Origin of the sequence: Streptomyces hyaluromycini (assembly GCF_002217755.1) — a bacterium.
In the GTDB taxonomy this organism is placed as follows: Bacteria; Actinomycetota; Actinomycetes; order Streptomycetales; family Streptomycetaceae; genus Streptomyces; species Streptomyces hyaluromycini.
Genome location: NZ_BCFL01000019.1, coordinates 790223 through 811693, shown reverse-complemented (window position 1 = coordinate 811693; position 21471 = coordinate 790223). Strand labels below are relative to the sequence as shown.

The following is a 21471-nucleotide window of genomic DNA, read 5'->3' as shown; positions in this document are numbered from 1 at the left end:
AACACCCGCACCCTCACCTCACCGCTCCCGTCAACTCGGCTTTCGTGGACAGGGGTTCGGCCGCGTGGCCGGCACGGCGCCGACGCCGTCGTACGACCGTCACGGCAGCGCCTGCCGTCAGCGCGCCCGCGGTCCCCGCCACCGCACCCCAGGGCACGAACCGTGCCCGCGTGGTCGCCGTGTCATGGGCACCATCCGCCGCCGTCGCCGTCAGACGGACGTCGACCGCGTCCAGGGCCGGGTGGCCGGGCCAGGGCTCGCTGAGTGCGGTGCGGCTGCCGGGGGCGAGGCGGACGGGGAGGGTGCGCGGGGCCCGGTCCAGGAGGTCGCGGCCGAAGACTCCCTCGGCGTGCACGGCCAGCTTCGGTACCAGGACCGTCGTACCCCGGTTGACCAGCTCGTACGTGATGCGGTCGCCGTGGACGGCGACGTGTTCGACGGTCAGCGCGGAGAGCGCGGGGCCGCCGACGCGCAGCCGGATACGGACGGTGGCGGTGCGGCCGTCGGCGTCCTGCGCGACGAGTGTGCCGGAGCGGTCGCCGGGTGCCGCGCCCGTCGGGACGGTCACCGTGAAGGGGACGTCGGCGCGGGTGCGGGCGGGGACCCGGACGCGCGGCTCGGCGAAGGTGACGGGGACGCCGGTGCCGGTGCCGGTGCCGGTGCCGGTGCCGGTGCTTGTCAGCCGTACCGTGACCGGCTGCCCGCCGGGGTTGGTCACCGACACGGTGTCCTGGAGGACCGCCCCGGGGACGCCCTCGGCGTAGAAGGAGGGGCGGCCGCCGCCCGCGGGCGCGAGGGACCAGCCCGTGGCCGCCGACGCGCGTGGGACGGTGGCGAGCAGGGTCAGCGCGGTGAGACCGAGGGCACGGACAACGGTCTGGGCGGACGGCATGGGCGGCTCCAGCGGTCGGACCCGGAGGTCAGCGGCGTACGGTCTGGTTCCGCCGGGTCAGCCAGAGCGTGCCGGCCGCGCCCGCGAGCAGCACGGTGCCGCCGAGGGTGCCGAGGGCGACGAACGAGTCCTCGGGGCCGGTCTTCGGGAGGGTGCCTCCGGAGTCGGTGCTGCCGGACGACGATCCGGAACTGCCGGAACTGCTCGAACCGCCGCCCGCCGCGGTCACGTCCAGGGTCAGGGACGGGCCGGGGTTGTTGGTGGGGGTGCAGGTGGTCGTCGTACCGAGCGCCTTGATGGTGAGCGTGCCCGCCGTGAACGTCACCTTGCCGGACTTCTCCGGGGTGTAGGTGCCGCTCAAGTCGTTGATCTTGATGGGGGTGTTGGCGGGGATCGCGGCCTGGTTGGCGGCGCCGGTGACGTTGACGGTCCCGCTGTCGGCGCCGCCGAGTTTGATGGTGGCGCTCGGGCTCATGGCGCCCTTGCCGAGTTCGACGGGGCTGGAGGAGACGCCCTTCTGCCAGGACATCGTGATCTTGTAGCCGCTGCCGCTCTTGACGCCGGTGATGTCGATCGGGGAGACGGCACTCTTTTCGCCGATCGGCGTCTTGCACTGGTAGTTGACGTTCACGACGGTGGCGTGCGCCGCCGGGGCGGCCAGCAGTACCGCCGACCCGGCCAGGGCGGCGGCGGACGCGAGCACGGCGGTACGTTTCGGGTACGACGACACGGTCGGTCCACCCCATTCGCTACTGACGAGGTATCAGATTCGGCCGTCAAGGTACGCCGGGGCTCAAGAGGAGGGAAGAGAAAGGGCGTGGCGGAAGTGTGGGGATACGCGAGCTCGAAGGTTCCCCCGACTGAAGCGCCCCGCAAGGGGCGCGGGGAACTGCGCGACCAGCCACCGACAACCCGCAGCCGCGAACCGGCACACGGCGGCAACCCCTTGGGCAGCCGTCAGGCTGGTGCCCCCAACTCCGCCCACACCGTCTTCCCGGCCGTCCCCGGCGTCCGCACAACCCCCCAGTCCAGACACAGCCGTTGGACGATGAACATCCCGTGCCCCCCCGGCCGCCCCGCCCGATGCGGCGTCCGCGGCGCCGGCTGCCCGGCCCCCCGGTCGGACACCTCCACCCGGATCACCTTCCGGTCGCAGGCCAGGAACAGCTCGTCCGGCCCCTCCGCATGCAGGCACGCGTTCGTGACGAGCTCGGAGACGACGAGCAGCACGTCCTCGGCGGCGGCCCTGCGGTCGGCGGTCGCGGCCGGCAGCCACCCCCACGCGTACAGCGCCTGGCGGGCGAAGTCGCGGGCGAGCGGTACGACCCCGCTCTCGCCGTGCAGGCGCAGCCTGCGGACCTGACGACCCCCCGTCGAGGCGGACGGCTCGTCGGACGCCGCCTCCCCGGACATCCCGGAAGCGCCGCTGGGCTCCGGGCCGCGGTCGCCCGGCGGGTAAGGCCGGGTGGTGCTCATCAGCGCTTCACCTCACCGTTTCACCGGTTCACGATTCAAAAGTTCGCGTTGCTGCAGTTTCGTACGGGCCGGTCGGCGCGCTCCGCTCGGACGTGGCCGGGTCGGACGCCGGCAGATCCAGAATCTCTCCTGCCCGAGCGATCCCCGGGAACACCCCCCCCGGTTCCGGACGCCGGGCCGGCAGGGGCTCAGCCCGTGCCGCCGGCCGCGCCGTCCTCGTCGGCCAGCGCCGCCTCGACGGAGTCGTGGACGGTGAAGACCGCCTCGGCCCCCGTGATCTCGAAGACCCGGGCGACGACGGGCAGCATCCCGGCGAGGTGCACCCCGCCCCCGGCGGCCTCGGCCCGCAGCCGGGTGCCGAGCAGCACGTTCAGCCCGGTGGAGTCGCAGAACTCAAGTCGTGAGCAGTCGACGACAAGGCGCGCGAACCCCTTGTCGAGGAGATCGTCGAGCGGCTCGCGCAGCAGGTCGGCGGTGTGGTGATCGAGCTCACCCGCCGGAGTCACGACGGCGCTGGAGCCTTCTTCCCGCACCTCCACCAGCAGCCGGCCCGACTGTGCGCTGCCGACCGTCCCGTGGTCCATTGCCGTCTCTCTCCCGAGGTCGTGACCGCTTCTGCCACCGTCCGACCGATGTCCGACGATGCCCACCCATGTCCGCCGAACGCCTTGGCGACGCCCTCGAACATTACGCCTTCTGCACGCAACCCGACACCCGAACAACCTCTCGAAACGGAACATATGATAATAGAACGGACTTGCGACTGGCTCGGCGGAGCGGGTAGGGCTAGTAGGGACACGCAACCGACACGGCCGGCTTTGGAGGCGCCGCACACCGCAGTGCACGCACGGCTTCGGCAGCCTCATTGCCGAGAACGATGGAGGACACCATGTCACCCCGGCTCGACGCCTCGCATACCCCGACCGCGACGTCGACACCCCCACCGGAACCACTGGATGCCATCGAGGGATTCTTCGCGGGACTCGGACTCCCGGAGATCCCCCCGTACGACGAGGTCGACGCGGTCGACGCGCGAGCCCTGTCCAAGACCCTCTTCGAGCGGCTGGAGTCGCTGGAGGAAGGCACGCACGAGTATGCGTACGTCCGCAACACCCTCGTCGAACTGAACCTCGCGCTGGTCAGGTTCGCCGCCTCCCGCTTCCGCTCCCGCAGCGAGCCGATGGAGGACATCGTCCAGGTCGGCACCATCGGCCTGATCAAGGCGATCGACCGCTTCGAGCTCTCCCGCGGCGTCGAGTTCCCCACCTTCGCGATGCCGACGATCATCGGCGAGATCAAGCGCTTCTTCCGCGACACGTCGTGGTCGGTACGCGTCCCGCGCCGCCTCCAGGAGCTCCGCCTCGACCTCGCCAAGGCGGGCGACGAACTGGCCCAGAAACTGGACCGCGCCCCCACGGTCGCGGAACTCGCGGAACGTCTCGGCCTCTCCGCCGACGAGGTCGTCGAGGGCATGGCGGCGTCCAACGCCTACACGGCCTCCTCCCTGGACGCACAACCCGAGGAGGACGAGTCCGAGGGCGCCCTGGCGGACCGCATCGGCTACGAGGACCACGGCCTGGAGGGCATCGAGTACATCGAGTCCCTGAAGCCCCTCATCGCCGAACTCCCGCCCAGGGACCGCACCATCCTCTCCCTCCGCTTCGTCGCGGGCATGACCCAGTCGGAGATCGGCGACGAACTCGGGATCTCCCAGATGCACGTCTCCCGCCTGCTGTCCCGCACCCTCGTGCACCTGCGCAGGGCGCTGACCCTGGAGGAATAGCCCCGGCCGGCCCGCCCCGCCGCCGGGGCGGCGGGGATCCCTCCGCCCCGGCCGGCAGCGTCTTCGGCCAAAGCTCCCCCCACAGCGTCACTCACACCCCAAACTGGCCGGTACGTCAGGAAGGACGGCCCGCGAGAAGGGGTGCACCATGGTCCAGGACATCCAGGGCGACCCGCCCCCGGACGCACGCCTGACCGAACTCCTGCGCGCCCCCGCGCCCACCGCCTACCCCGCCCTCCAGGAACTCCGCACCCGCCACCACCCCGCGGTCCTCGGCCACGCCCGCCTCTGTACGACCGGCGACGCGGCGGCCCGCCGCCTTGCCACGCAGACCTTCAGCACCGCCGCCCGCGAGATCGCACACGGCGCCGAGCCGGTCGTACCGCTCCGCCACCATCTGCTCCTGCTGACCGCCCGGCTGGCCGCCGACTGGTCGCACGACGAGCGCTCCGCCGCCCTGGACCCCACCCTCCTGCTGGTCCTGAACTCCTCCGGCACCCGCGGCATCCCCGGTACCCCCGGTGTCCCGCCCCCGCCCCTCCTCCCTGCGTTCCAGTCCCTGCCGTCCCGCACCCAGGGCCTGGTCTGGTACGGCGTACTGGACCGGGAGCCCGCCGAACGGACCGCCACCTACCTCGGCCTGACCCCCGAGGACGTCCGGTACGACACCCCGCCCGCCCTCCAGTCCCTGGCCCAGGCCTGCCTGCGCACCCGCCTGGCCGCCTCGGACGACCCCCGCTGCGCGGACTTCCGCCGTCTGATCGAGGAGTCGGTCCGCCCGGAGAACCCCCGCCACAGCCCCGACCTGCACGCGCACATGGCCCGCTGCCCGCACTGCACGGCCGCGTTCGAGGACCTCACCGCGCTCCGGGACGCCCCGCGCGAGACCCTGGCGGAGGGCCTGCTGCCGTGGGCCGGAACGGCGTACGTACGCCTCGGCATCACACCAGCGCCTCCCACCGAACCCGGCCCGGGCGCCGCCCCGCCCCGGGAGCGCCGCCTCCGGTCCCGGCGCCTCCTGCTCACCTCGACGGCACTGGGCGTGGCCCTCGTACCGCTGCTGCTGTTCCTGCTGAACCGCCCGGCCCCGCACACCCGGCCCCCGGCGGCCGCCACTCCCCCGGTGCAGGTGACAGTGACGGCGACCGTCTCCCCCTCGCCGTCTCCCAGCCCCGCGAGACCGTCGCACAGTCCGTCCCCGAGCCCGTCCGCCACCCCGACGCGATCCGCGACGCCGACCCCGTCCGCGACCCCGAAACCCCCGGGCACCGCCTACGCCCAGGTCGTGAACGCCGCCACCGCCCGCTGCCTGGACATCCGCGACGCCGACCTCGGCAACGGCACCGACGTCGTCACGGCCCCCTGCTCCGCCTCCCCCACCCAGCGCTGGCGGGTCGACACCGCCCGGGGCGTCCTCCAGTCCGCCGCGGATCCCGACTTCTGCCTGGACAGCCGGGGTTCCGTCGACAAGGGCGTCGGCATCTGGAGCTGCGCCTCCGTGGACGGCGACCACGGCGACAACCTCCGCTTCACCGTGACCCCCGACGGCGAGATCTGCCCGGAGATCGCCCTCGAAACGGCCCTCACCCCGACCGGCGCCGACCAGCTCTCCCTGTCCCCGGTGAACGACGGCACGGGCCAGCACTGGCGGGCGGGGGCGGGCTGACCTTCCCCGGCCTCTCAGGGCTTACCGATGTCCACCACCCACATACCGGTGCCGTTGTAGGCATCCGGTACGGCCGTCAGGATCTGTCCCTCGGCAGGATCGGAGGAGGCTGCGTACACCGCATGCCCGAAGGACCAGTCCAGCCCGGCGGACACGACTTGCTCAACCGCTGCCGCACCGGCGAAGTCGAGCGGAAGAAACTCCAGCCCGGGCAGCGCTCCGACATGCGCCGCCACACCGGGCCGTTCCAGGCTGGCCGCGACAAGGCACAAGGCAGGTACGTGAGCGCGCTGGGCCAGATCATCTACCTCCACGACAGCCAGCCCGGAGAGCAACCGGTGACCACGGCAGAGTGCGAGCACAGCGGTGTGGTCGAGAAAAATCACCTGCGACTCCCCAATCGCCCCTCGGCAATCGCCGCACGCCACTCCTGCGCTTCCCGTACGTCTCCCTCGGTGAAGTCCTCCCGGAGGTGGGCCTGCACATAGGCCACCGCCCGCGCCGTCCGCTCTGCGCGCTCGGTCTCGGTCGGCGTGGCGGCGACGACCCGCTCCACGTACGCCCGCGTGCTCATGCCACGCTCTTCGGCCAGCGTGCGGAGGCGGTCTCTTATTGATTCGCTGATCTTGATCGTGGTGTCACTCATACCCCGAGAATACAACCGAATACCATCGCCCCGCCCAGGATCGGACATCCCACGACCCAGCCGGCCGCGTTCCCGGCACGCCCGATATCCCGGAAAGAACGCCTGGAAGAGAACCTCTCCAAATCCCTACCGGGGCCATGGCCGCCAGCCTGGATCACACGATCGGATGAGCAAGCGGCCGTGACGGCGTGGAAACCTGTACACCGCACCGGTCGGGAGCCTCCGGCGCCCCCGCTCTCCGCCGACCACTGCCGTGCCGCCGACCTGCTCCGCACCCTCACGGGTGACCTCCCCAGCGGCGCGGTCCGCTGGCCGGCCCAACTCCTCGCATACCGCCTGCGCGAATGGCTGCCACCGGCCCTTCCGACGGCAACCCGACCTCCCGCTGCTCCGGGTCGGCCACTCCCCCTCCAGAACTGCGACGGCTGCGACCGCGCGTTCCGCGCCATGCAACCGGGCGATGCCGGGGCTGCTCCGCTCGACCGGCCGCTCACTGATTCCTGCTGAAGATCAGCGTCGTACGCGTCCAGGTGATCAGTTGCTGCACGATCGCGTGGGCACGGGCGCTATGCGTGGGGAAGAAGGGGAGCAGCAGCAGGGCAGGGACGGAGGCCAGCGTCACGACGCACAGAGGGAGCAGTGCGAAGAGGACGATGAGCGTGCGTTGAACCCGGCTGCCCATGACCGCGGCTGCCCAGGACGATGTCATGGTTCGACGGCTCCTTTGTGCGGGAGGGACCTTTCGGCCTCCACCGTCCATGGGTCCCGTGTCGTTGCGACAGCCGCATCGGTTGCCGATCCGGAGTCAACACAGAGTCAGCGCTGAGGGGGCACCTGTGAATGATGTGACACCCGCGTCCGGGAATTCAGGAGAGTTGGAGAGGGGAGAAATCCCACAGGTTGCCGCGCTCGGCAAAGCGTTGACGACACTGTTCAACACTCTGCACATGTCGCAGAACGCCTACGCTGTTCGCGTCTCTCTCGACAAGTCGGTGGTGTCGCGCTCCCTACGCGGCCGACGCGTGGCCACGCAGGACTTTATCGACCGGCTGGTCCGTGAGGTCGAGGTTCGACATGACACGTCCGTGCAGCCTGAAGTACGAGCCAATCTCCACCAGTTACGCCTCGCAGCTCTACAAGTGTGTGACCCGGCTGTCTATGAGCTCGAGTCGGTACGGGACGAAATGGAGCGGATGCAGCGCAAGGCCGCGACCCTGGCCAGGCATCAGGAAGCGCTTCACGACCTCCTCGGAAAAAGGGAGGCCGAGATCTACCACTTGCACGCCGAGTTGGAACAGGTCCGTCAGGACTGGATCGCCGATCAGCCACCCACGCCAGACACCGACGTGGAACCACCCGTGCCCCAACCGCAGCGTTCCGCCGACACGGACGGACGTGCCGAGGAAATCGCCCGTCTCAAGGCCGAACTGGCCGAGGTCACCGCACAGCGCGCAGAGGCCGAACGCCGGTGCGCGCACTTGGAGTCGCGGGTCCGGGACATGGAAGAGGAACTGGCCGCACGATCCGGCGAGGGCGGAAGCGTCGCGCTGCCCTTGGCAGCGCGCCAGGACCAGTTGATGACGTACTGGGAGAACGGCCGGAACAACGAAGCCGCACGAGAACTCACGGAAGCGGCACTGACCCTTCCCGTCGAAGAGCTCTCGGACCTCGTGGCCTGGCTCGACCATCGGGAGGACCGTCAACACGGTGACCACGTCGTTCGGAACGTGGCCCGGGTCCGGGACGTCGACGACGTAGCGGCATTCGGCAGACAGACCCTGCACAGGCAGTGGACCCCGTCCTCCTTTCACACCGCCGCCGAACGGGCAGAACTCCTCGCTGCCGAGGCGTGCAGAGTGATGCCACCCCGGGACATCGCCAGGCTGCACGTCCTCTGGCCGGACAGCTGGGAGACGGCCGAAGGCGGATTCCGTCTTCGGGCCCGCGGACCACAAAGCGTCCTGGCCGCCCTGCTCGAATCTCCGCGCAGTCAGAGCGAAGTGGCTCAGGTACTGGCCCTGATCCCACCCGACGACGTGACTGCAGTCGAGAATCTGCACGCCTCTGCGACGCACAGGGACGCGTACGTGCTCACCCTCATCCCTGTGGCATCGGAATACCGATGGCAACAGCTCCTCGCGCTGCTTGTCACCGATCTCGCGAAGAGGGTCCGAATGCCCGGACTGTGGCTGTCGCTCCACGACGAGCGGCTTGGCGGGATGACAGACGCGGAGTGGCGAGCCCTCACCGGTGTTCTTATCGACGGCTTGTCGCTGGAGGGCCTGGTGGCCGTCTTCACGGCTGTCTGCAAGGCTTACCAACATTCCCTCATGAATGCGGGGCTGGTCGGCACACCATTGCCTGCGATCCTTCAGGAACTCCGGGCGAGAAGTACGCTCTCGGACTTCACCAAGCTACTCGGAAGCCGATGGGCCCTTCTGCCCGAGCGCAGGAAGGAACGCAACCTGGCCCGATCCGCACTCGTTGCGTGGCGAAAGAGCCAGGGCTGATCCGCGGTCCGGTCACACCACCCGTACGCCCCGCCGCCACACCCCGCTGACCAGCGGAACCCCCGGGCGGTAGGCCAGGTGGACGTGGCTCGGGGCGTCCAGGAGGAGCAGGTCGGCGTACGCGCCCGGGGTCAGGCGGCCGATGTCGGTCCTGCGCAGGGCCGCCGCGCCGCCCGCCGTGGCCGACCAGACCGCCTCGTCGGGGGTCATGCGCATGTCCCGGACGGCCAGGGCGATGCAGAAGGGGACGGAGGACGTGAAGGAGGAGCCGGGGTTGCAGTCGGTGGAGAGGGCGACTGTCACGCCGGCGTCGAGGAGGCGGCGGGCGTCGGGCCATTCGGCGCGGGTGGAGAACTCGGCGCCGGGGAGGAGGGTGGCGACCGTGTTGCCGCTCGCCAGTGCGTCGACGTCGGCGTCCGTCAGGTGGGTGCAGTGGTCGGCGCTGGCCGCGTCGAGTTCCACGGCGAGCCGGACGCCGGGGCCGTAGGAGAGCTGGTTGGCGTGGACGCGGGGGGTCAGGCCCTTGGCCCTGCCCGCGGTGAGGATCGCCCGGGCCTGGTCGCCGTCGAAGGCGCCCTTCTCGCAGAAGACGTCGATCCAACGGGCGTACGGGGCGCAGGCGTCGAGCATCTCGCCGGTGACCAGGGAGACGTAGGCCGCCGGGTCGTCGGCGAAGTCCGGGGGGACGATGTGGGCGCCGAGGTAGGTGACCTCGTCGGTGTGGGCGGCGGCGATGCGCAGGGCGCGCGCCTCGTCGGCGACCGTCAGGCCGTAGCCCGACTTCGTCTCGAAGGTGGTGGTGCCCTGGCGGAGGGCCTCGGTCAGGTAACGGGTGAGGTTCCGCTCCAGTTCCTCGTCCGTCGCGGCGCGGGTGGCCGCCACGGTCGTCCGGATGCCGCCCGCGGTGTACGAGCGGCCGGACATGCGGGCGTTGAACTCCTGGGTCCGGTCGCCCGCGAAGACCAGGTGGGAGTGGGAGTCCACGAAGCCCGGCAGCACCGCCCGGCCGCCCGCGTCGACCCGATTGTCAGTGGCGGGTGCTTTGCTGGATTCACCGGTCCACACGACACGGTCGCCGTCGATGACGACGGCCGCGTCCTGGATCAGACCGAGAGGGGAGTTGTCACCGAGGGAGGGGTCGTTGGTGACCAGCGTGGCGATGTTGGTGATGGCGGTGCTGCTGCTCATGATGGCCTCGTCGGAGTCCTTGTGGGGGCTGGTCGTCAGGTGCGGAGGGCTTCGACGGCCCGCGCGAGGGCCTGTGGCACATCGGGTACGAGGGTGTGCGCACCGTCCCGTACGACGTGCCGGCCACCCACGACCGTGTGCCGTACGTCCGCCGCGGTCGCCGCGAATACGGCCGTCTCGGCGCCGAGTCGCGGTACCGGCCCCGCCGTTCTGACGGAGTCCAGCGCGACCGTCGTCAGGTCGGCGAGCATGCCGGTCTCGATGGTGCCCGCGTCCTCCCAGCCGAGCGCCGCGTGGCCGTCGGCGGAGGCGGCGCGCAGCAGTGCGGCGGCCGTCCAGTGGCCCCGGGTGCGGGTGCGCAGCCGCTCGTTCAGCTCCATCGCGCGCGCCTCTTCGAGCAGGTCGATGACGGCGTGGCTGTCGGAGCCGAGGGAGAGCGGGGAGCCCGCGCGCTGCAGGGCGACGGCCGGTCCGATGCCGTCGGCCAGGTCCCGCTCGGTGGTCGGGCACATGCAGGTGCCGGTGCCGGAGCCGCCGATCAGCGCGATGTCCTCGTCCGTGAGGTGGGTGTTGTGGACGCCCGTGGTGCGCGGGCCGAGGACACCGTGGTCGGCGAGCAGCCGGGTGGGGGTGCGGCCGTGGGCGGCCAGGCAGGCGTCGTTCTCCGCCGTCTGCTCGGACAGGTGCACATGGAGCGGGGCCCGCCGCTCCTCGGCCCAGCCGGCCACGGTCGCCAACTGCCCGGCGGGCACGGCCCGTACGGAGTGGATCGCCGCCCCGATCCGTGCGTGATCCCGTTCCTTGAGAACTGAACAGCGTTCGGCCCAGGCCTCCGCGCTGCCGTCGGAGAAGCGCAGCTGGTGGGCGTTGGGCGGCTCGCCACGGTGCTCGCTCACGATGGCGGAGGAGAGGTAGGCGGTGTCGAGGAGGGTGATCCGGATCCCGGCGTCGGCGGCCGCCGCGATCAGCGCCTCGCCCATGGCGTTGGGGTCGGCGTACCGGGTGCCGCCGGGGGCGTGGTGGACGTAGTGGAACTCGCCGACGCAGGAGACGCCCGCCAGCGCCATCTCGGCGTACACCGCGCGGGCGAGTGCGTGGTAGGTCTCCGGGGTCAGCCGGTCGGCGAAGGAGTACATGAGTTCGCGCCAGGTCCAGAAGGTCCCGGAGCCGACCTGGACGGTGCCGCGCAGGGCGCGGTGGAAGGCGTGCGAGTGGGCGTTCGCCAGGCCGGGGAGGGTGAGGCCGCGCAGCACCTCGGCCCCGGGCGGCGGTGTGGGCACCTCGGTCCGCACCGCCGTGATGCGGCCGTCGGCCACCTCCACGGCGACGCCCGGCTCGACGTGCGTGTCCAGCCAGGCGTACTCCAACCAGTACGTCGTCCGTGTCGTCACCCGCAGGCCAGCCCTTCCAGTACGTCGGCGAGCGCGCTCACCCCGGCCACGCAGTCGTCCTCGGCCGCGAACTCGGCCGGGGAGTGCGAGACGCCGGTGGGGTTGCGCACGAACAGCATGGCGGTCGGGATGCTCCCCGAGAGGATCCCGGCGTCGTGTCCGGCACCGGTACCCAGGACGGGCACGGTGAGACCGGTGTCCTTGCCGAGGATCCGGCCGAGTTCGTCGCGCAGGGCGTGGTCGAACTCCACGACCGGCGTGAACGACTCGCGGACCACGTCCAGGTCGATGCCGTGCGCCTCCGCGTACTCCCGGGCCGCCTTCTCGATGCCGCCGACGACGGTGTCGAGGGTGGCCTGGTCGGCGGCGCGGGAGTCGAGCCAGCCGCGCACCAGGGAGGGGATGGCGTTGACGCCGTTCGGCTCGACGGTGATCTTGCCGAAGGTGGCGACGGCACCGGCGAGTTCGGCCTCGCGGCGGGCGGCGAGCACGGTCTCGGCGTAGGACAGCATGGGGTCGCGCCGGTCGGCCAGCCGGGTGGTGCCGGCGTGGTTGGCCTCGCCCCGGAAGTCGAACCGCCAGCGCCCGTGCGGCCAGATGGCACTGGCGATGCCGACGCGGTCCCCGGACAGGTCCAGCGCCCGGCCCTGTTCGACGTGCAGCTCGACGAAGGCACCGATGCGCGCGAGCCGCGCGGGGTCGGGCCCGATGGCCTCGGGGTCGTAGCCGGCGGCGGCCATGGCCTGCGGCAGCGTGACGCCGTCCCCGTCGGTGAGCCGGTGGGCCTGCTCGACGGTCAGGTGCCCCGCGGTCAGCCGGGACCCGACACAGGCGAGGCCGAACCGGGCGCCCTCCTCGTCACCGAAGTTGACGATGGCGAGGGGCCGGGTGAACTCCACGCCCCTGCCCCGGAGTTCGTCGAGCGCGGCGAAGGAGGACACCACACCGAGGGGGCCGTCGAAGGCACCGCCGTCCGGCACGGAGTCCAGGTGCGACCCGGTGACGACGGCGTTCCCGGCGGCCGGGTCCCCGAGCCAGGCCCACTGGTTCCCGTTCCGGTCGACCTCGTAGCCCAGCCCGCGCGCCTCGGCCTGCTCCCTGAACCAGTCCCGGCACTCGGCATCGGCCCCGGTCCAGGCGAAACGCCGATAGCCGCGGGAGTCGGCGTGCCGCCCGACGGGGAGCAGCTCACGCCACATGGCGTGGAAGGAGGCCGCGCTCCGAGCAGGCTGCTCAGGCCGTACAGGCTGCGGGCCCCCGCCCCGTACAGGCTGTGGGCAGTCGTTCCGCAGGGCGGAACGGGTGGGCACAGCCGCACCCGCACCCGGCGACGAGAGCCCGGCCCCCACCGAAGAGTCCCCGCCCTTCGTCACGCGGACTCACCTTCACGCATCGGGACGCGGACGCCCCGCTCCGCGGCGACCGTCTCCGCGATGTCGTAACCCGCGTCCACGTGCCGGATGACACCCATCCCGGGGTCGTTCGTCAGCACCCGGCGGATCTTCTCGCCGGCGAGCTTCGTACCGTCGGCGACGGTCACCTGCCCGGCGTGGATGGACCGGCCCATGCCGACCCCGCCGCCGTGGTGGATGGAGACCCAGGACGCACCCGACGCCACGTTGACCATCGCGTTCAGCAGCGGCCAGTCGGCGATCGCGTCGGAGCCGTCCAGCATGGCCTCCGTCTCGCGGTAGGGAGAGGCCACGGAGCCGCAGTCGAGGTGGTCGCGGCCGATCGCCAGCGGCGCGGCCAGCTCGCCGCTCGCCACCATGTCGTTGAACCGCTCGCCGGCCTTGTCCCGCTCGCCGTAGCCCAGCCAGCAGATGCGCGCGGGCAGGCCCTGGAAGTGGACCCGCTCACCGGCCAGCTTGATCCAGCGGTGCAGGGACTCGTTCTCCGGGAAGAGGTCGAGGATCGCCTTGTCGGTCTTGGCGATGTCGGAGGCCTCACCGGACAGGGCCGCCCAGCGGAAGGGGCCCTTGCCCTCGGAGAAGAGCGGGCGGATGTAGGCGGGGACGAAGCCGGGGAAGGCGAACGCCCGCTCGTATCCGGCCAGTTGCGCCTCGCCGCGGATGGAGTTGCCGTAGTCGAAGACCTCGGCGCCGGCGTCCATGAAGCCGACCATGGCCTCGACGTGCTTGGCCATCGACTCACGGGCGCGGGCCGTGAAGCCGGCCGGGTCCTTGGCCGCCGCGTCCGCCATGTCCTCGAAGGCCACGCCCACCGGCAGGTAGGCCAGCGGGTCGTGGGCCGAGGTCTGGTCGGTGACGATGTCGATGGGGGCGTTCATGGCGAGCAGCTGCGGCACCAGCTCGGCCGCGTTGCCGAGGACGCCGATGGACAGCGGGCGGCGGGCGTCGCGGGCCTCGGTCGCCAGCTGGAGCGCGTGGTCGAGGGAGTCGGCCTTCACGTCGAGGTACCGGTGCTCGATGCGGCGCTCGATGGCGCGCGGGTCGACGTCGATACAGATCGCGACACCGTCGTTCATGGTGACGGCGAGGGGCTGGGCGCCGCCCATACCGCCGAGGCCGGCGGTGAGGGTGATGGTCCCGGCGAGGGTGCCGTTGAACTTCTTCGCGGCGACGGCCGCGAAGGTCTCGTAGGTGCCCTGGAGGATGCCCTGGGTGCCGATGTAGATCCAGGAGCCGGCGGTCATCTGGCCGTACATGGTCAGGCCGAGGGCCTCCAGACGGCGGAACTCCTCCCAGTTGGCCCAGTCGCCGACCAGGTTGGAGTTGGCGATGAGGACGCGCGGGGCCCACTCGTGGGTCTGCATCACGCCGACCGGGCGGCCGGACTGGACCAGCATGGTCTCGTCCTGCTTGAGGGTCCGCAGGGTGCGGACCATCGCGTCGAAGGAGCGCCAGTCGCGGGCGGCCTTGCCGGTGCCGCCGTAGACGACGAGCTTGTCGGGGTGCTCGGCGACCTCGGGGTCCAGGTTGTTCTGCAGCATCCGCAGGGCGGCTTCCTGCTGCCATCCCAGGGCGCTCAGTTCCGTACCGCGCGGTGCTCGTACGGGGCGGGGTCCTGACATGGTCTGCCTCCTAGCGGATCCGGGATCAACGGCCAGCGAAGTGTTCCTGCGGTTATTCACATCCTGGCTCGATGAATAGAACTAGTCAATACATCCGGTCCGCCAGCGCGGCCGCGGTCCGGATGTTTCGCTGGACTTATGGGCCTTAAAGGTGTGGACGACGACATGTCGGGGGACGTCGTGGACGAATGCAGGGACGGGCGCGAGGACGACGGTGAGCGGGTCGGGCGGCGGGACGACGCCGTCAGGGCGGCGGTGGAGCAGGGACTGCTGGGGCCGGACGCGCCGATCGTAGGCCTGCTGGACGTGAAGGGCATCCGCGCGTCGGCCGCCGCGCTGCGCCGGGCGTTCGAGGCGGTCGCGGCGCCCGGCACCGCGATCCTGCACGCCTTCGCGGTGAAGGCGAACCCGCTGGTCCCGGTGGTGCGGCTGCTGGCCGAGGCCGGTCTGGGCGCCGAGGTGGCCAGTGCGGGCGAGCTGGCGCTGGCGCGGGCGGCCGGGATGCCGGCGGAGCGTACGGTGTTCGACGCGCCCGCGAAGACCGAGGCGGAGCTGCGCGAGGCGCTGGCGCTGGGCGTCGCCGTGAACGCGGACAACCCGCAGGAGCTCCGGCGCCTCGACGCTCTCGTGCACACGGGCTCCACCACCTCCTCGCCGCTCGGGATCCGGGTGAACCCGCAGGTCGGGGCCGGGACGATCGGGGCCACCTCCACCGCGACGGCGACCTCGAAGTTCGGGGTGGGGCTGCGGGACGAGGGGGCCCGGGAGTGGGTCGTACGGACGTTCGCGGAGCGGCCGTGGCTGACGCGGCTGCACGCGCACATCGGGTCGCAGGGGATCCCGCTGTCGCTGCTGGCGCGGGGCGTGGCGGAGACGTACGCGCTGGCCGAGGAGATCAACGCGCGCGCCGGGCGGCGGCAGGTCGACACCCTCGACATCGGGGGCGGGCTTTCCGTCAACTTCGCCTCGGAGGCGACGGAGCCGACGTACGCGCAGTACGCGCGGCTGCTGGCGGAGGTCGTGCCGGGGCTGTTCGACGGGCGGTACGGGCTGGTGACGGAGTTCGGGCGGTCGCTGCTGGCCCGGCACGGCACGGTGGTGGCCCGGGTGGAGTACACGAAGAGTTCCGGCGGGCGGCGGATCGCGGTGACGCACGCGGGGGTGCAGGTGGCGCCGCGGACGGTGTACGTGCCGGGGGCGTGGCCGCTCAGGATCGCCGCGTACGACGCGAAGGGGCGGCCCAGGCAAGGGGCCCCGGTGGTGCAGGACGTGGCGGGGCCGGCCTGTTTCGCGGGCGACCTGCTCGCCGAGGGGCGTGCGCTGCCGCCGCTGGAGCAGGGGGACCTCGCGGCGGCGCTGGACACCGGGGCGTACTACTTCGGCAGTCACTACTCCTACAACTCCCTTGCCCGGCCCGGGGTTTACGGCTTCGCACCGGACGGCGACGGGGGCGTGGCGTTCGCCGTCGTACGGGAGCCGCAGACGGTCGCCGAGGTCGTGGCCGAATCCGGAGGGGCGCACGCCGACGCGCTCACCACCCTGCGCGCATCCGAGAGCCGTTGAGACACCTCCGAAAGCAGGGATCAACTGGTGTGAAAAGCAGCCCAGTTGACCAACACTAGCCTGCCGGAAGCATGTTCCACTGGAAAATGCCAAACGACTCACCCCTCCCCGCACACGTTGCGTAATGTCTGCGTCACTCAACCGGAGGCCCACGCGGCGGGAGGGGAGCCACGGTGCCCGGAATCGACGAGTGCTTACTGGAAGCGATGCGACTGCCCGGTGCCCGGGGCGCCGCATTGGTCGACTGGACCAGCGGGCTGGCCCTGGGCACGGTCGGGGAGGCGCCCGGCGGTGACCACGAGACCACCGCAGCGGAGGCCGCCGAGCTGGCCCGGCTGGCCGCCGAGCACGGGGCGTTCAGCACGGAGGACGACACCGAGGTGAGTCCTCCGGTGGAGGACCTGATCGTCAGCAACCGGGACAGCTACCACCTACTGCGGTTCGTGGTCACCTCCTTCGACGCCACGGTGTTCCTGCATCTGTGGCTGGCCCGCGAGGACGGCAATCTCGCCCTCGCCCGGATCCGGCTCGGCGAGATGGCCGAGCGGCTGGTGCTGGGATGACCGTGGTCGAAACGCCGCCGCCGCTGCCGGTCCGGGACCGGGCGGCCCTGCACGAGAGGGTGCCCGGCGCGCTCTCCCCGATGCTGATACGCCTCGCCGAGGAGCGGGCCACCGGTGTCCTGGTCCGCGAGCACGGCACCCTGCACCTGGCCGAGGGCCGCGTGGTGCACGCCGAGAGCCCCCTTGCACCCGGCCTCGACGTGCTCCTCACGGCCCGCGGCACGCTCGACCCGGCGGTCTGGCCCTGGACCGACGACATACCCGCCGCCGCCCAGCGGCTGCTCGCCGCCGACCTGCTCCCGAGAGGCGCCCTGGAGCTGTGCCGCCTAGGCGCCCTGTACGACGCCGCGTACTTCGCACTGGCGCCCAGCAGCACCCCGGGCCGGTTCCGCTACGGCGCCACGGCCGCCGCCGGTCCGTGGCGCGCCGTGCCCGTCGCGGACCTGGAACGCGAGACCCTGCGCCGCCGCGAGCTGCTGCACCGCATCTGGCCCGACCCGTCGGCGGACGGCGCCCCGCTGATCCGCGCCGACCCGGTCGCGCCGCCGCCGGTCACCCCCCGGCAGCGGGCGGTTCTCGACCGGGTGGACGGTGTCCGCACGGCCCCGCGGATCGCCCGGGAGCTGGGCCGGCCGGCCTTCCACACGCTGGTGGACGTACGGCGGCTGGCCGCGGCCGGACTCCTCGCCCCGAGGAGCACCGCGCCCGCCCCGCCCCCGCTTCCCCCGGTCACCGACCCCGACATCGCGCTGCTGAAGAGGCTCAGGGATGCGCTGGAGGCCCTTTGAACGGCACCGCCCCGCCGAGAGGAGACAGCTGATGGCGGCAGAACCCGGCAGCTCCGACAGAGAGGCCGTCCTCGACGAACTGCGCCGGTTACGCACCCGGATGCCCCAGCTCACCGGGGCCCTCGCGGCCGGTGTCGACGGCCTGGTCGTCGCCCACGACTGCCCGGGCGTCGATCCGGAGGGCCTCGCCGCGCTCACCGCGGCCGAGCTCGGTGTCGCCGTCCGGGTCTCCGACGCCACCGGCAAGGGCGAGCTCAGGGAGCTGCTGGTGCGCGGCGAGGACGGCTATGTCGCCACCTACGCGGCCGGCCGCAGCGCCGTGCTCACCCTGCTCGCCGAGGACCGGGTGAACGTCGGCCGGCTCCACCTGGAGGGCCGCCGGGCCGCCGCCCGCATCGGCGAGATGGTCGACGCCGCCGAGGCCGCCGCCAAGGCCCTGCGCCCGGCCCGCAGCACAGCCCCACGGACCAGAACCACGCGCACGCCACGCACCAGCACCACCACCGACGCGCGCACCGCAACCGACAGTTGAAAGGAACCAGAAAGTCATGGCCAACACCGAAACCGCCCTGAAAGAGTGCCTCACCTCCATCGAGGGCGCGACCGGCGTCGCGCTCGTCGACTACACCAGCGGGATGGCGCTGGGCACGATGGGGGGCAGCAAGACCTTCGACCTGAACGTGGCCGCGGCCGGCAACACCGACGTGATCCGCGCCAAGATGCGCACCATGGAGCACCTCGGCCTCAAGGGCGAGATCGAGGACATCCTGATCACGCTCTCCAACCAGTACCACCTGGTCCGGCTGCTCAAGGGCCGGGGCGGCAACGGCCTCTTCCTCTACCTGGTGCTCGACCAGTCCCGCGCCAACCTGGCGATGGCCCGGCACCAGCTGAAGAAGATCGAGGAGGACCTGGAGGTCTAACCGGACCTCACACCAGCGCCGCGGTGCGGCGGCGTGCTCCGCCCGGAGCCGCGTCGCCCGCCGCGATGCCGGTACCGCGGTACGCCTTGACGTCCTTGCCGGCCGGGCGGCCGCCGCGCTGGTCGAGCCAGTCGACGCGCAGCCACAGCAGCTGTTCGCCGGCCTTCTCCCGGCGGCCCAGCCAGGCCGCCTTCAGGCGCAGCCCGGTGCCGGTCCCGGCGAGCAGCATGCCGCCCGCCGCGGGCACCGCGAAGGCGGAGCCGAGCGCGACGGCGAAGGCCAGCAGCAGCCACCAGCGGTGCCCCCGGCGCCAGTTCCGCACAGTCACCGCCCGGTCCTGGAGCACGTCGTGCTTGCCGGCCCGGGCGGCCCCGTTCACCAGCGCGGTGTACCGCTTGCGGCGGGTGAGCGCCACGACGGCGGCGCCAACGATGAACAGCGCGGCCCCGGCCAGCACCCCGATCCGCCGTCCGGTGATCCCCGGGGGCAGCACCCCGACGCCGGCGGCGAACACCCCGAACCACCACAGCGGCGCGGCCCCGGCCCGTACGACCACGGCCACCCGGGCCAGGCCCTGTCCTCCTCGTACCCCTCGTCCCGCACGCGCCATGTCCGCAGCCTCCTCGCCGGTGTCGGCCCAGTCCGTATGGCGGGACGCTAACCAGCGAACGTGAGACGAGTCTTAAAGCCGCCTACTCGACGAAAAGACCCCGCGCCGCCGCCCGGGTGTCGAACTCCTCCAGGCGGGCCTGTGCGTCCGGCAGGTCGTCGCACATCGCCTCCAGGAGCACCCGGCCGAGCAGCATCGGCGCGCACGCGGTATCGAAGGCGAGCCCGGTGCCCACGGCGGCCGGCAGCAGCAGGTCGGAGACCTTGGCGACGGGCGCGAAGGCGGAGTCGGCGACGGTGACCACGGTCAGCCCGGCCTCCTTCGCATAGCCGAGGGTGTCGACGACCTCGCGGGGATGCCGGGGCAGCGCGAAGCACAGCAGGGCCGTGGCGCCGGCGAGGACGGCCGCGTCGATGCGGTCGTGGATCATCGTGCCGCCCTCGTTGAGCAGCCGGACGTCCGGGTGCACCTTGGCGGCGAAGTAGGCGAAGCCGTACGCCTGCGAGGCGGCCGCGCGCAGCCCGAGCACCGGCAGCGGCCGGGACGCGGCCAACAGCCGTCCCGCCTGCTGCACCGGGCGCGGGTCGGCGAGCACCTCGGCGAGGTGCCGGAGGTTCTCGATCTCGGCCTCGACGGCCTGCTGGTACTCGTTGTACGACCCGGAACCGGCCGCCTGCTCGGGCGGCACGACCTCGCGCAGGTGCTTGCGCAGCGCCGGGTAGCCGTCGAAGCCGAGGGCGACCGCGAAGCGGGTGACGGAGGGCTGGCTGACCCCGGCCAGTTCGGCCAGCTCCACACTGGACAGGAAGGGCACGTCGGCGGCGCGCCGCACCATGCTGTGCGCGATGCGCCGCTGGGTCGGCGTGAGCCGGTGCCCCTCGAAGAGCGCCTGCAACCGTGTTGCAGGGCTGTCGGTCACGTTCATGACGTGCTCCCCCTCCAGATGTCCGTGAACCGGTCGAGCAGCCCGGCCGCCGCCGTGACGTCGTCCGTGAGCGGCCGGTCGGCCGGGTCCGCCTCCAGCGCCGCCTCGGCGAGCTCCAGCGCCCTGCCCGCCCCGAGCCCGGGTTCGGGCTTCAGGTCGCGCTGGCGCAGCGCCCGTACGGCGGCGACGAGTTCGCAGCCGACCACCAGACGGTACGCACGGCAGGCGCGCAGCGTTTGACGGGCGGCGAGCGAGGCGAAACTGGCCTGCTCCTCGACGCCTCGGGAGAGTACAGCGTGCCCGAGGGAGGCGGGCGCGGAGAAGGCGCGCAGGTCGCCGAGGGCGGCGCCGGCGGCGTACTCCAGGATCATCACGCCGGAGGAGGCGGGCTCCTGGTCGGCGAGGAAGGGGCGCAGGCGGGTGAAGGCCGGCTCGTTGAGGGAGGAGAGGCGGGACGTGGACAGGCGGGCGACCTGGGTGACGGCGAGCCGGAAGTGGTCCAGGGCGAGGGCGAGTTGGGCCTGGTAGAAGCCGCCATGGTGGTAGGCGGCCAGGTCCTCGACCGAGATCAGGGGGTTCTCGGCGGCCGCGTTGATCTCGATGGCGAGGACCTGCTCCAGGGCGTCGGCCGCGTCATGGGCCGGGCCGTGGATCTGGGGCAGGCAGCGGAAGCCGTAGGGGTCCTGGATCCGGCCGAGCGGCGGGGTCGGCCGGTCGGCGGCGCCGATCAGCTCCCGCATCCGGCGGGCGACCTCGACGCTGCCGCGGTGCGGGCGGGCCGCGTGCACGGGCGCTGCGAACGCCTCGTGGGAGCCGTCGACGGCGAGCAGTGAGAGGGCCGCCACGACCTGGGTGGCCTCGATCAGCCCGCGCAGCTCGTGCAGGGCGAGCGCGGACTGGCCGAGGGTGAGGGCGTTGCTGCTGATCAGGGCGAGGGCGTCGTTGTTGTCCAGTGGCTGGGATGCCGGCGCGCCGGAGCCCCGCCAGGGGTGCTCCCCCACCAGGGCGAGGCCCACCTGGGCGAGCGCCGCGATGTCCCCGGTGCCGACCGAGCCGAACTCGTTGACCACCGGGTACGCGCCCGACTCCAGCGCCTCGCACAGGGCCGTCACGACGGTCGGCCTGAGGCCCGCGCCGCCCGCCAGCAGCTGGTTGGCCCGGACCGCGAGCATCGCGCGGACCTGCCGGGCGGGCAGCTCGTCCCCGATCGCGCCGGCATGGCTGCGCAGCAGCCGCAGTCCGTGGCCGGCGGCGGCCTCGGTGGGCACGTCCTCGTTCCGGTTGGCGCCGACGCCGGTGGAGCGGCCGTAGACGCGGCCGGTGGCGGCGATCTGCCGGGCGGCGTTCCAGGACTCCTCCGCGCGGCGCATCGCCTCGGTGCCCGGGACCGGGCGGGCGGTGCCGTCGGCGAGGCGTACGACGTCCTCGACGCCCATGCCGATGCCGTCGAGGACCACCAGGCCGGAATGCGTGATTCCGGAAGTGTCCACAATGCGAGACGACATCACGCCCA

22 protein-coding genes are annotated in these 21471 nt (G+C 72.2%); 8 read left to right on the top strand and 14 right to left on the bottom strand.

Going from position 1 to position 21471, the window contains the following annotated elements; translation table 11 throughout:
- Positions 1-13: 13 nt before the first annotated feature.
- From SSP29_RS21530 to SSP29_RS56055, 4 genes are all read right to left on the bottom strand, one after another.
- Entirely contained in the window at positions 14-892 is an 879-nt protein-coding gene (locus SSP29_RS21530) for a hypothetical protein (protein WP_089102310.1), read from the bottom strand.
- Between the two features lie 28 nt (positions 893-920).
- A complete protein-coding gene (locus SSP29_RS21525; RefSeq protein ID WP_089102309.1) occupies positions 921-1622 on the bottom strand; it encodes an LPXTG cell wall anchor domain-containing protein in 702 nt (233 codons plus the stop codon).
- A gap of 227 nt (positions 1623-1849) precedes the next feature.
- A complete protein-coding gene (locus SSP29_RS21520; protein WP_089102308.1) occupies positions 1850-2368 on the bottom strand; it encodes an ATP-binding protein in 519 nt (172 codons plus the stop codon).
- A 188-nt stretch (positions 2369-2556) separates the two neighbouring features.
- Positions 2557-2952: an STAS domain-containing protein gene (locus tag SSP29_RS56055; protein ID WP_089102307.1), complete on the bottom strand. Its 396-nt coding sequence runs from the start codon at positions 2950-2952 to the stop codon at positions 2557-2559.
- Positions 2953-3257: 305 nt separating this feature from the next.
- On the opposite strand from SSP29_RS56055, the gene SSP29_RS21510 reads away from it, so the two are divergent.
- Both SSP29_RS21510 and SSP29_RS21505 read left to right on the top strand, forming a co-directional pair.
- Positions 3258-4151 (top strand): RNA polymerase sigma factor SigF, encoded by an 894-nt coding sequence (locus SSP29_RS21510; protein WP_089102306.1) that lies wholly within the window; start codon positions 3258-3260, stop codon positions 4149-4151.
- 148 nt (positions 4152-4299) lie between these two features.
- Entirely contained in the window at positions 4300-5817 is a 1518-nt protein-coding gene (locus SSP29_RS21505; RefSeq protein WP_089102305.1) for a ricin-type beta-trefoil lectin domain protein, read from the top strand.
- A gap of 14 nt (positions 5818-5831) precedes the next feature.
- On the opposite strand, the gene SSP29_RS21500 is transcribed toward SSP29_RS21505, so the two are convergent.
- From SSP29_RS21500 to SSP29_RS21485, 3 genes are all read right to left on the bottom strand, one after another.
- The gene (locus SSP29_RS21500; protein WP_089102304.1) at positions 5832-6203 is read right to left on the bottom strand and encodes a PIN domain-containing protein; all 372 of its coding nucleotides are present in this window, start codon (positions 6201-6203) and stop codon (positions 5832-5834) included.
- Positions 6200-6463, bottom strand: coding sequence for a hypothetical protein (locus tag SSP29_RS21495; protein ID WP_089102303.1), 264 nt, complete (start codon positions 6461-6463; stop codon positions 6200-6202). The genes SSP29_RS21500 and SSP29_RS21495 overlap by 4 nt, the downstream gene beginning before the upstream one ends.
- Before the next feature lie 490 nt (positions 6464-6953).
- Complete coding sequence (locus SSP29_RS21485) at positions 6954-7172, bottom strand: hypothetical protein (RefSeq protein ID WP_089102302.1); 219 nt, start codon at positions 7170-7172, stop codon at positions 6954-6956.
- Between the two features lie 127 nt (positions 7173-7299).
- On the opposite strand from SSP29_RS21485, the gene SSP29_RS21480 reads away from it, so the two are divergent.
- Positions 7300-8973 carry a hypothetical protein gene (locus SSP29_RS21480; RefSeq protein WP_145968938.1) on the top strand — a complete coding sequence of 558 codons (1674 nt, stop codon included), beginning with the start codon at positions 7300-7302 and terminating at the stop codon, positions 8971-8973.
- A 12-nt stretch (positions 8974-8985) separates the two neighbouring features.
- On the opposite strand, the gene hutI is transcribed toward SSP29_RS21480, so the two are convergent.
- The 4 genes from hutI to hutU form a co-directional block, all read right to left on the bottom strand.
- On the bottom strand, positions 8986-10161 hold the full coding sequence (gene hutI / locus SSP29_RS21475; RefSeq protein WP_089102300.1) for an imidazolonepropionase: 1176 nt from the start codon (positions 10159-10161) through the stop codon (positions 8986-8988).
- A gap of 35 nt (positions 10162-10196) precedes the next feature.
- Complete coding sequence (locus tag SSP29_RS21470) at positions 10197-11558, bottom strand: formimidoylglutamate deiminase (protein WP_089102299.1); 1362 nt, start codon at positions 11556-11558, stop codon at positions 10197-10199.
- Positions 11549-12751: an allantoate amidohydrolase gene (locus SSP29_RS21465; protein WP_089102298.1), complete on the bottom strand. Its 1203-nt coding sequence runs from the start codon at positions 12749-12751 to the stop codon at positions 11549-11551. The genes SSP29_RS21470 and SSP29_RS21465 overlap by 10 nt, the downstream gene beginning before the upstream one ends.
- 170 nt (positions 12752-12921) lie before the next feature.
- Entirely contained in the window at positions 12922-14586 is a 1665-nt protein-coding gene (hutU, locus tag SSP29_RS21460) for a urocanate hydratase (RefSeq protein WP_089102297.1), read from the bottom strand.
- Between the two features lie 165 nt (positions 14587-14751).
- On the opposite strand from hutU, the gene SSP29_RS21455 reads away from it, so the two are divergent.
- The 5 genes from SSP29_RS21455 (at position 14752) to SSP29_RS21435 (ending at position 18423) form a co-directional block, all read left to right on the top strand.
- On the top strand, positions 14752-16149 hold the full coding sequence (locus SSP29_RS21455; protein WP_089102448.1) for a type III PLP-dependent enzyme domain-containing protein: 1398 nt from the start codon (positions 14752-14754) through the stop codon (positions 16147-16149).
- 173 nt (positions 16150-16322) lie between these two features.
- Positions 16323-16712 (top strand): hypothetical protein, encoded by a 390-nt coding sequence (locus tag SSP29_RS21450; RefSeq protein ID WP_089102296.1) that lies wholly within the window; start codon positions 16323-16325, stop codon positions 16710-16712.
- Complete coding sequence (locus tag SSP29_RS21445; RefSeq protein WP_089102295.1) at positions 16709-17500, top strand: hypothetical protein; 792 nt, start codon at positions 16709-16711, stop codon at positions 17498-17500. Before SSP29_RS21450 ends, SSP29_RS21445 begins: the two co-directional genes overlap by 4 nt.
- Before the next feature lie 31 nt (positions 17501-17531).
- Entirely contained in the window at positions 17532-18032 is a 501-nt protein-coding gene (locus SSP29_RS21440; protein ID WP_089102294.1) for a roadblock/LC7 domain-containing protein, read from the top strand.
- 16 nt (positions 18033-18048) lie between these two features.
- Complete coding sequence (locus SSP29_RS21435; protein ID WP_089102293.1) at positions 18049-18423, top strand: roadblock/LC7 domain-containing protein; 375 nt, start codon at positions 18049-18051, stop codon at positions 18421-18423.
- Positions 18424-18430: 7 nt separating this feature from the next.
- Here SSP29_RS21435 and SSP29_RS21430 read toward each other — a convergent pair whose 3' ends face one another.
- From SSP29_RS21430 to SSP29_RS21420, 3 genes are all read right to left on the bottom strand, one after another.
- Positions 18431-19033 carry a hypothetical protein gene (locus SSP29_RS21430; protein ID WP_089102292.1) on the bottom strand — a complete coding sequence of 201 codons (603 nt, stop codon included), beginning with the start codon at positions 19031-19033 and terminating at the stop codon, positions 18431-18433.
- An 82-nt stretch (positions 19034-19115) separates the two neighbouring features.
- Entirely contained in the window at positions 19116-19958 is an 843-nt protein-coding gene (locus SSP29_RS21425; RefSeq protein ID WP_089102291.1) for a MurR/RpiR family transcriptional regulator, read from the bottom strand.
- A complete protein-coding gene (locus tag SSP29_RS21420; RefSeq protein ID WP_089102290.1) occupies positions 19955-21463 on the bottom strand; it encodes an aromatic amino acid ammonia-lyase in 1509 nt (502 codons plus the stop codon). Before SSP29_RS21420 ends, SSP29_RS21425 begins: the two co-directional genes overlap by 4 nt.
- Between the last annotated feature and the right edge of the window lie 8 nt (positions 21464-21471).

Bases quoted from the DNA above. Each gene is read 5' to 3' on its own strand.
- SSP29_RS21530 (WP_089102310.1), bottom strand. From the start codon at position 892: ATGCCGTCCGCCCAGACCGTTGTCCGTGCCCTCGGTCTCACCGCGCTG.
- SSP29_RS21520 (WP_089102308.1), bottom strand. From the start codon at position 2,368: ATGAGCACCACCCGGCCTTACCCGCCGGGCGACCGCGGCCCGGAGCCC.
- SSP29_RS56055 (WP_089102307.1), bottom strand. From the start codon at position 2,952: ATGGACCACGGGACGGTCGGCAGCGCACAGTCGGGCCGGCTGCTGGTG.
- SSP29_RS21510 (WP_089102306.1), top strand. From the start codon at position 3,258: ATGTCACCCCGGCTCGACGCCTCGCATACCCCGACCGCGACGTCGACA.
- SSP29_RS21505 (WP_089102305.1), top strand. From the start codon at position 4,300: ATGGTCCAGGACATCCAGGGCGACCCGCCCCCGGACGCACGCCTGACC.
- SSP29_RS21495 (WP_089102303.1), bottom strand. From the start codon at position 6,463: ATGAGTGACACCACGATCAAGATCAGCGAATCAATAAGAGACCGCCTC.
- SSP29_RS21485 (WP_089102302.1), bottom strand. From the start codon at position 7,172: ATGACATCGTCCTGGGCAGCCGCGGTCATGGGCAGCCGGGTTCAACGC.
- hutI (WP_089102300.1), bottom strand. From the start codon at position 10,161: ATGAGCAGCAGCACCGCCATCACCAACATCGCCACGCTGGTCACCAAC.
- SSP29_RS21465 (WP_089102298.1), bottom strand. From the start codon at position 12,751: ATGTGGCGTGAGCTGCTCCCCGTCGGGCGGCACGCCGACTCCCGCGGC.
- hutU (WP_089102297.1), bottom strand. From the start codon at position 14,586: ATGTCAGGACCCCGCCCCGTACGAGCACCGCGCGGTACGGAACTGAGC.
- SSP29_RS21455 (WP_089102448.1), top strand. From the start codon at position 14,752: ATGTCGGGGGACGTCGTGGACGAATGCAGGGACGGGCGCGAGGACGAC.
- SSP29_RS21445 (WP_089102295.1), top strand. From the start codon at position 16,709: ATGACCGTGGTCGAAACGCCGCCGCCGCTGCCGGTCCGGGACCGGGCG.
- SSP29_RS21440 (WP_089102294.1), top strand. From the start codon at position 17,532: ATGGCGGCAGAACCCGGCAGCTCCGACAGAGAGGCCGTCCTCGACGAA.
- SSP29_RS21435 (WP_089102293.1), top strand. From the start codon at position 18,049: ATGGCCAACACCGAAACCGCCCTGAAAGAGTGCCTCACCTCCATCGAG.
- SSP29_RS21430 (WP_089102292.1), bottom strand. From the start codon at position 19,033: ATGGCGCGTGCGGGACGAGGGGTACGAGGAGGACAGGGCCTGGCCCGG.
- SSP29_RS21425 (WP_089102291.1), bottom strand. From the start codon at position 19,958: ATGAACGTGACCGACAGCCCTGCAACACGGTTGCAGGCGCTCTTCGAG.
- SSP29_RS21420 (WP_089102290.1), bottom strand. From the start codon at position 21,463: ATGTCGTCTCGCATTGTGGACACTTCCGGAATCACGCATTCCGGCCTG.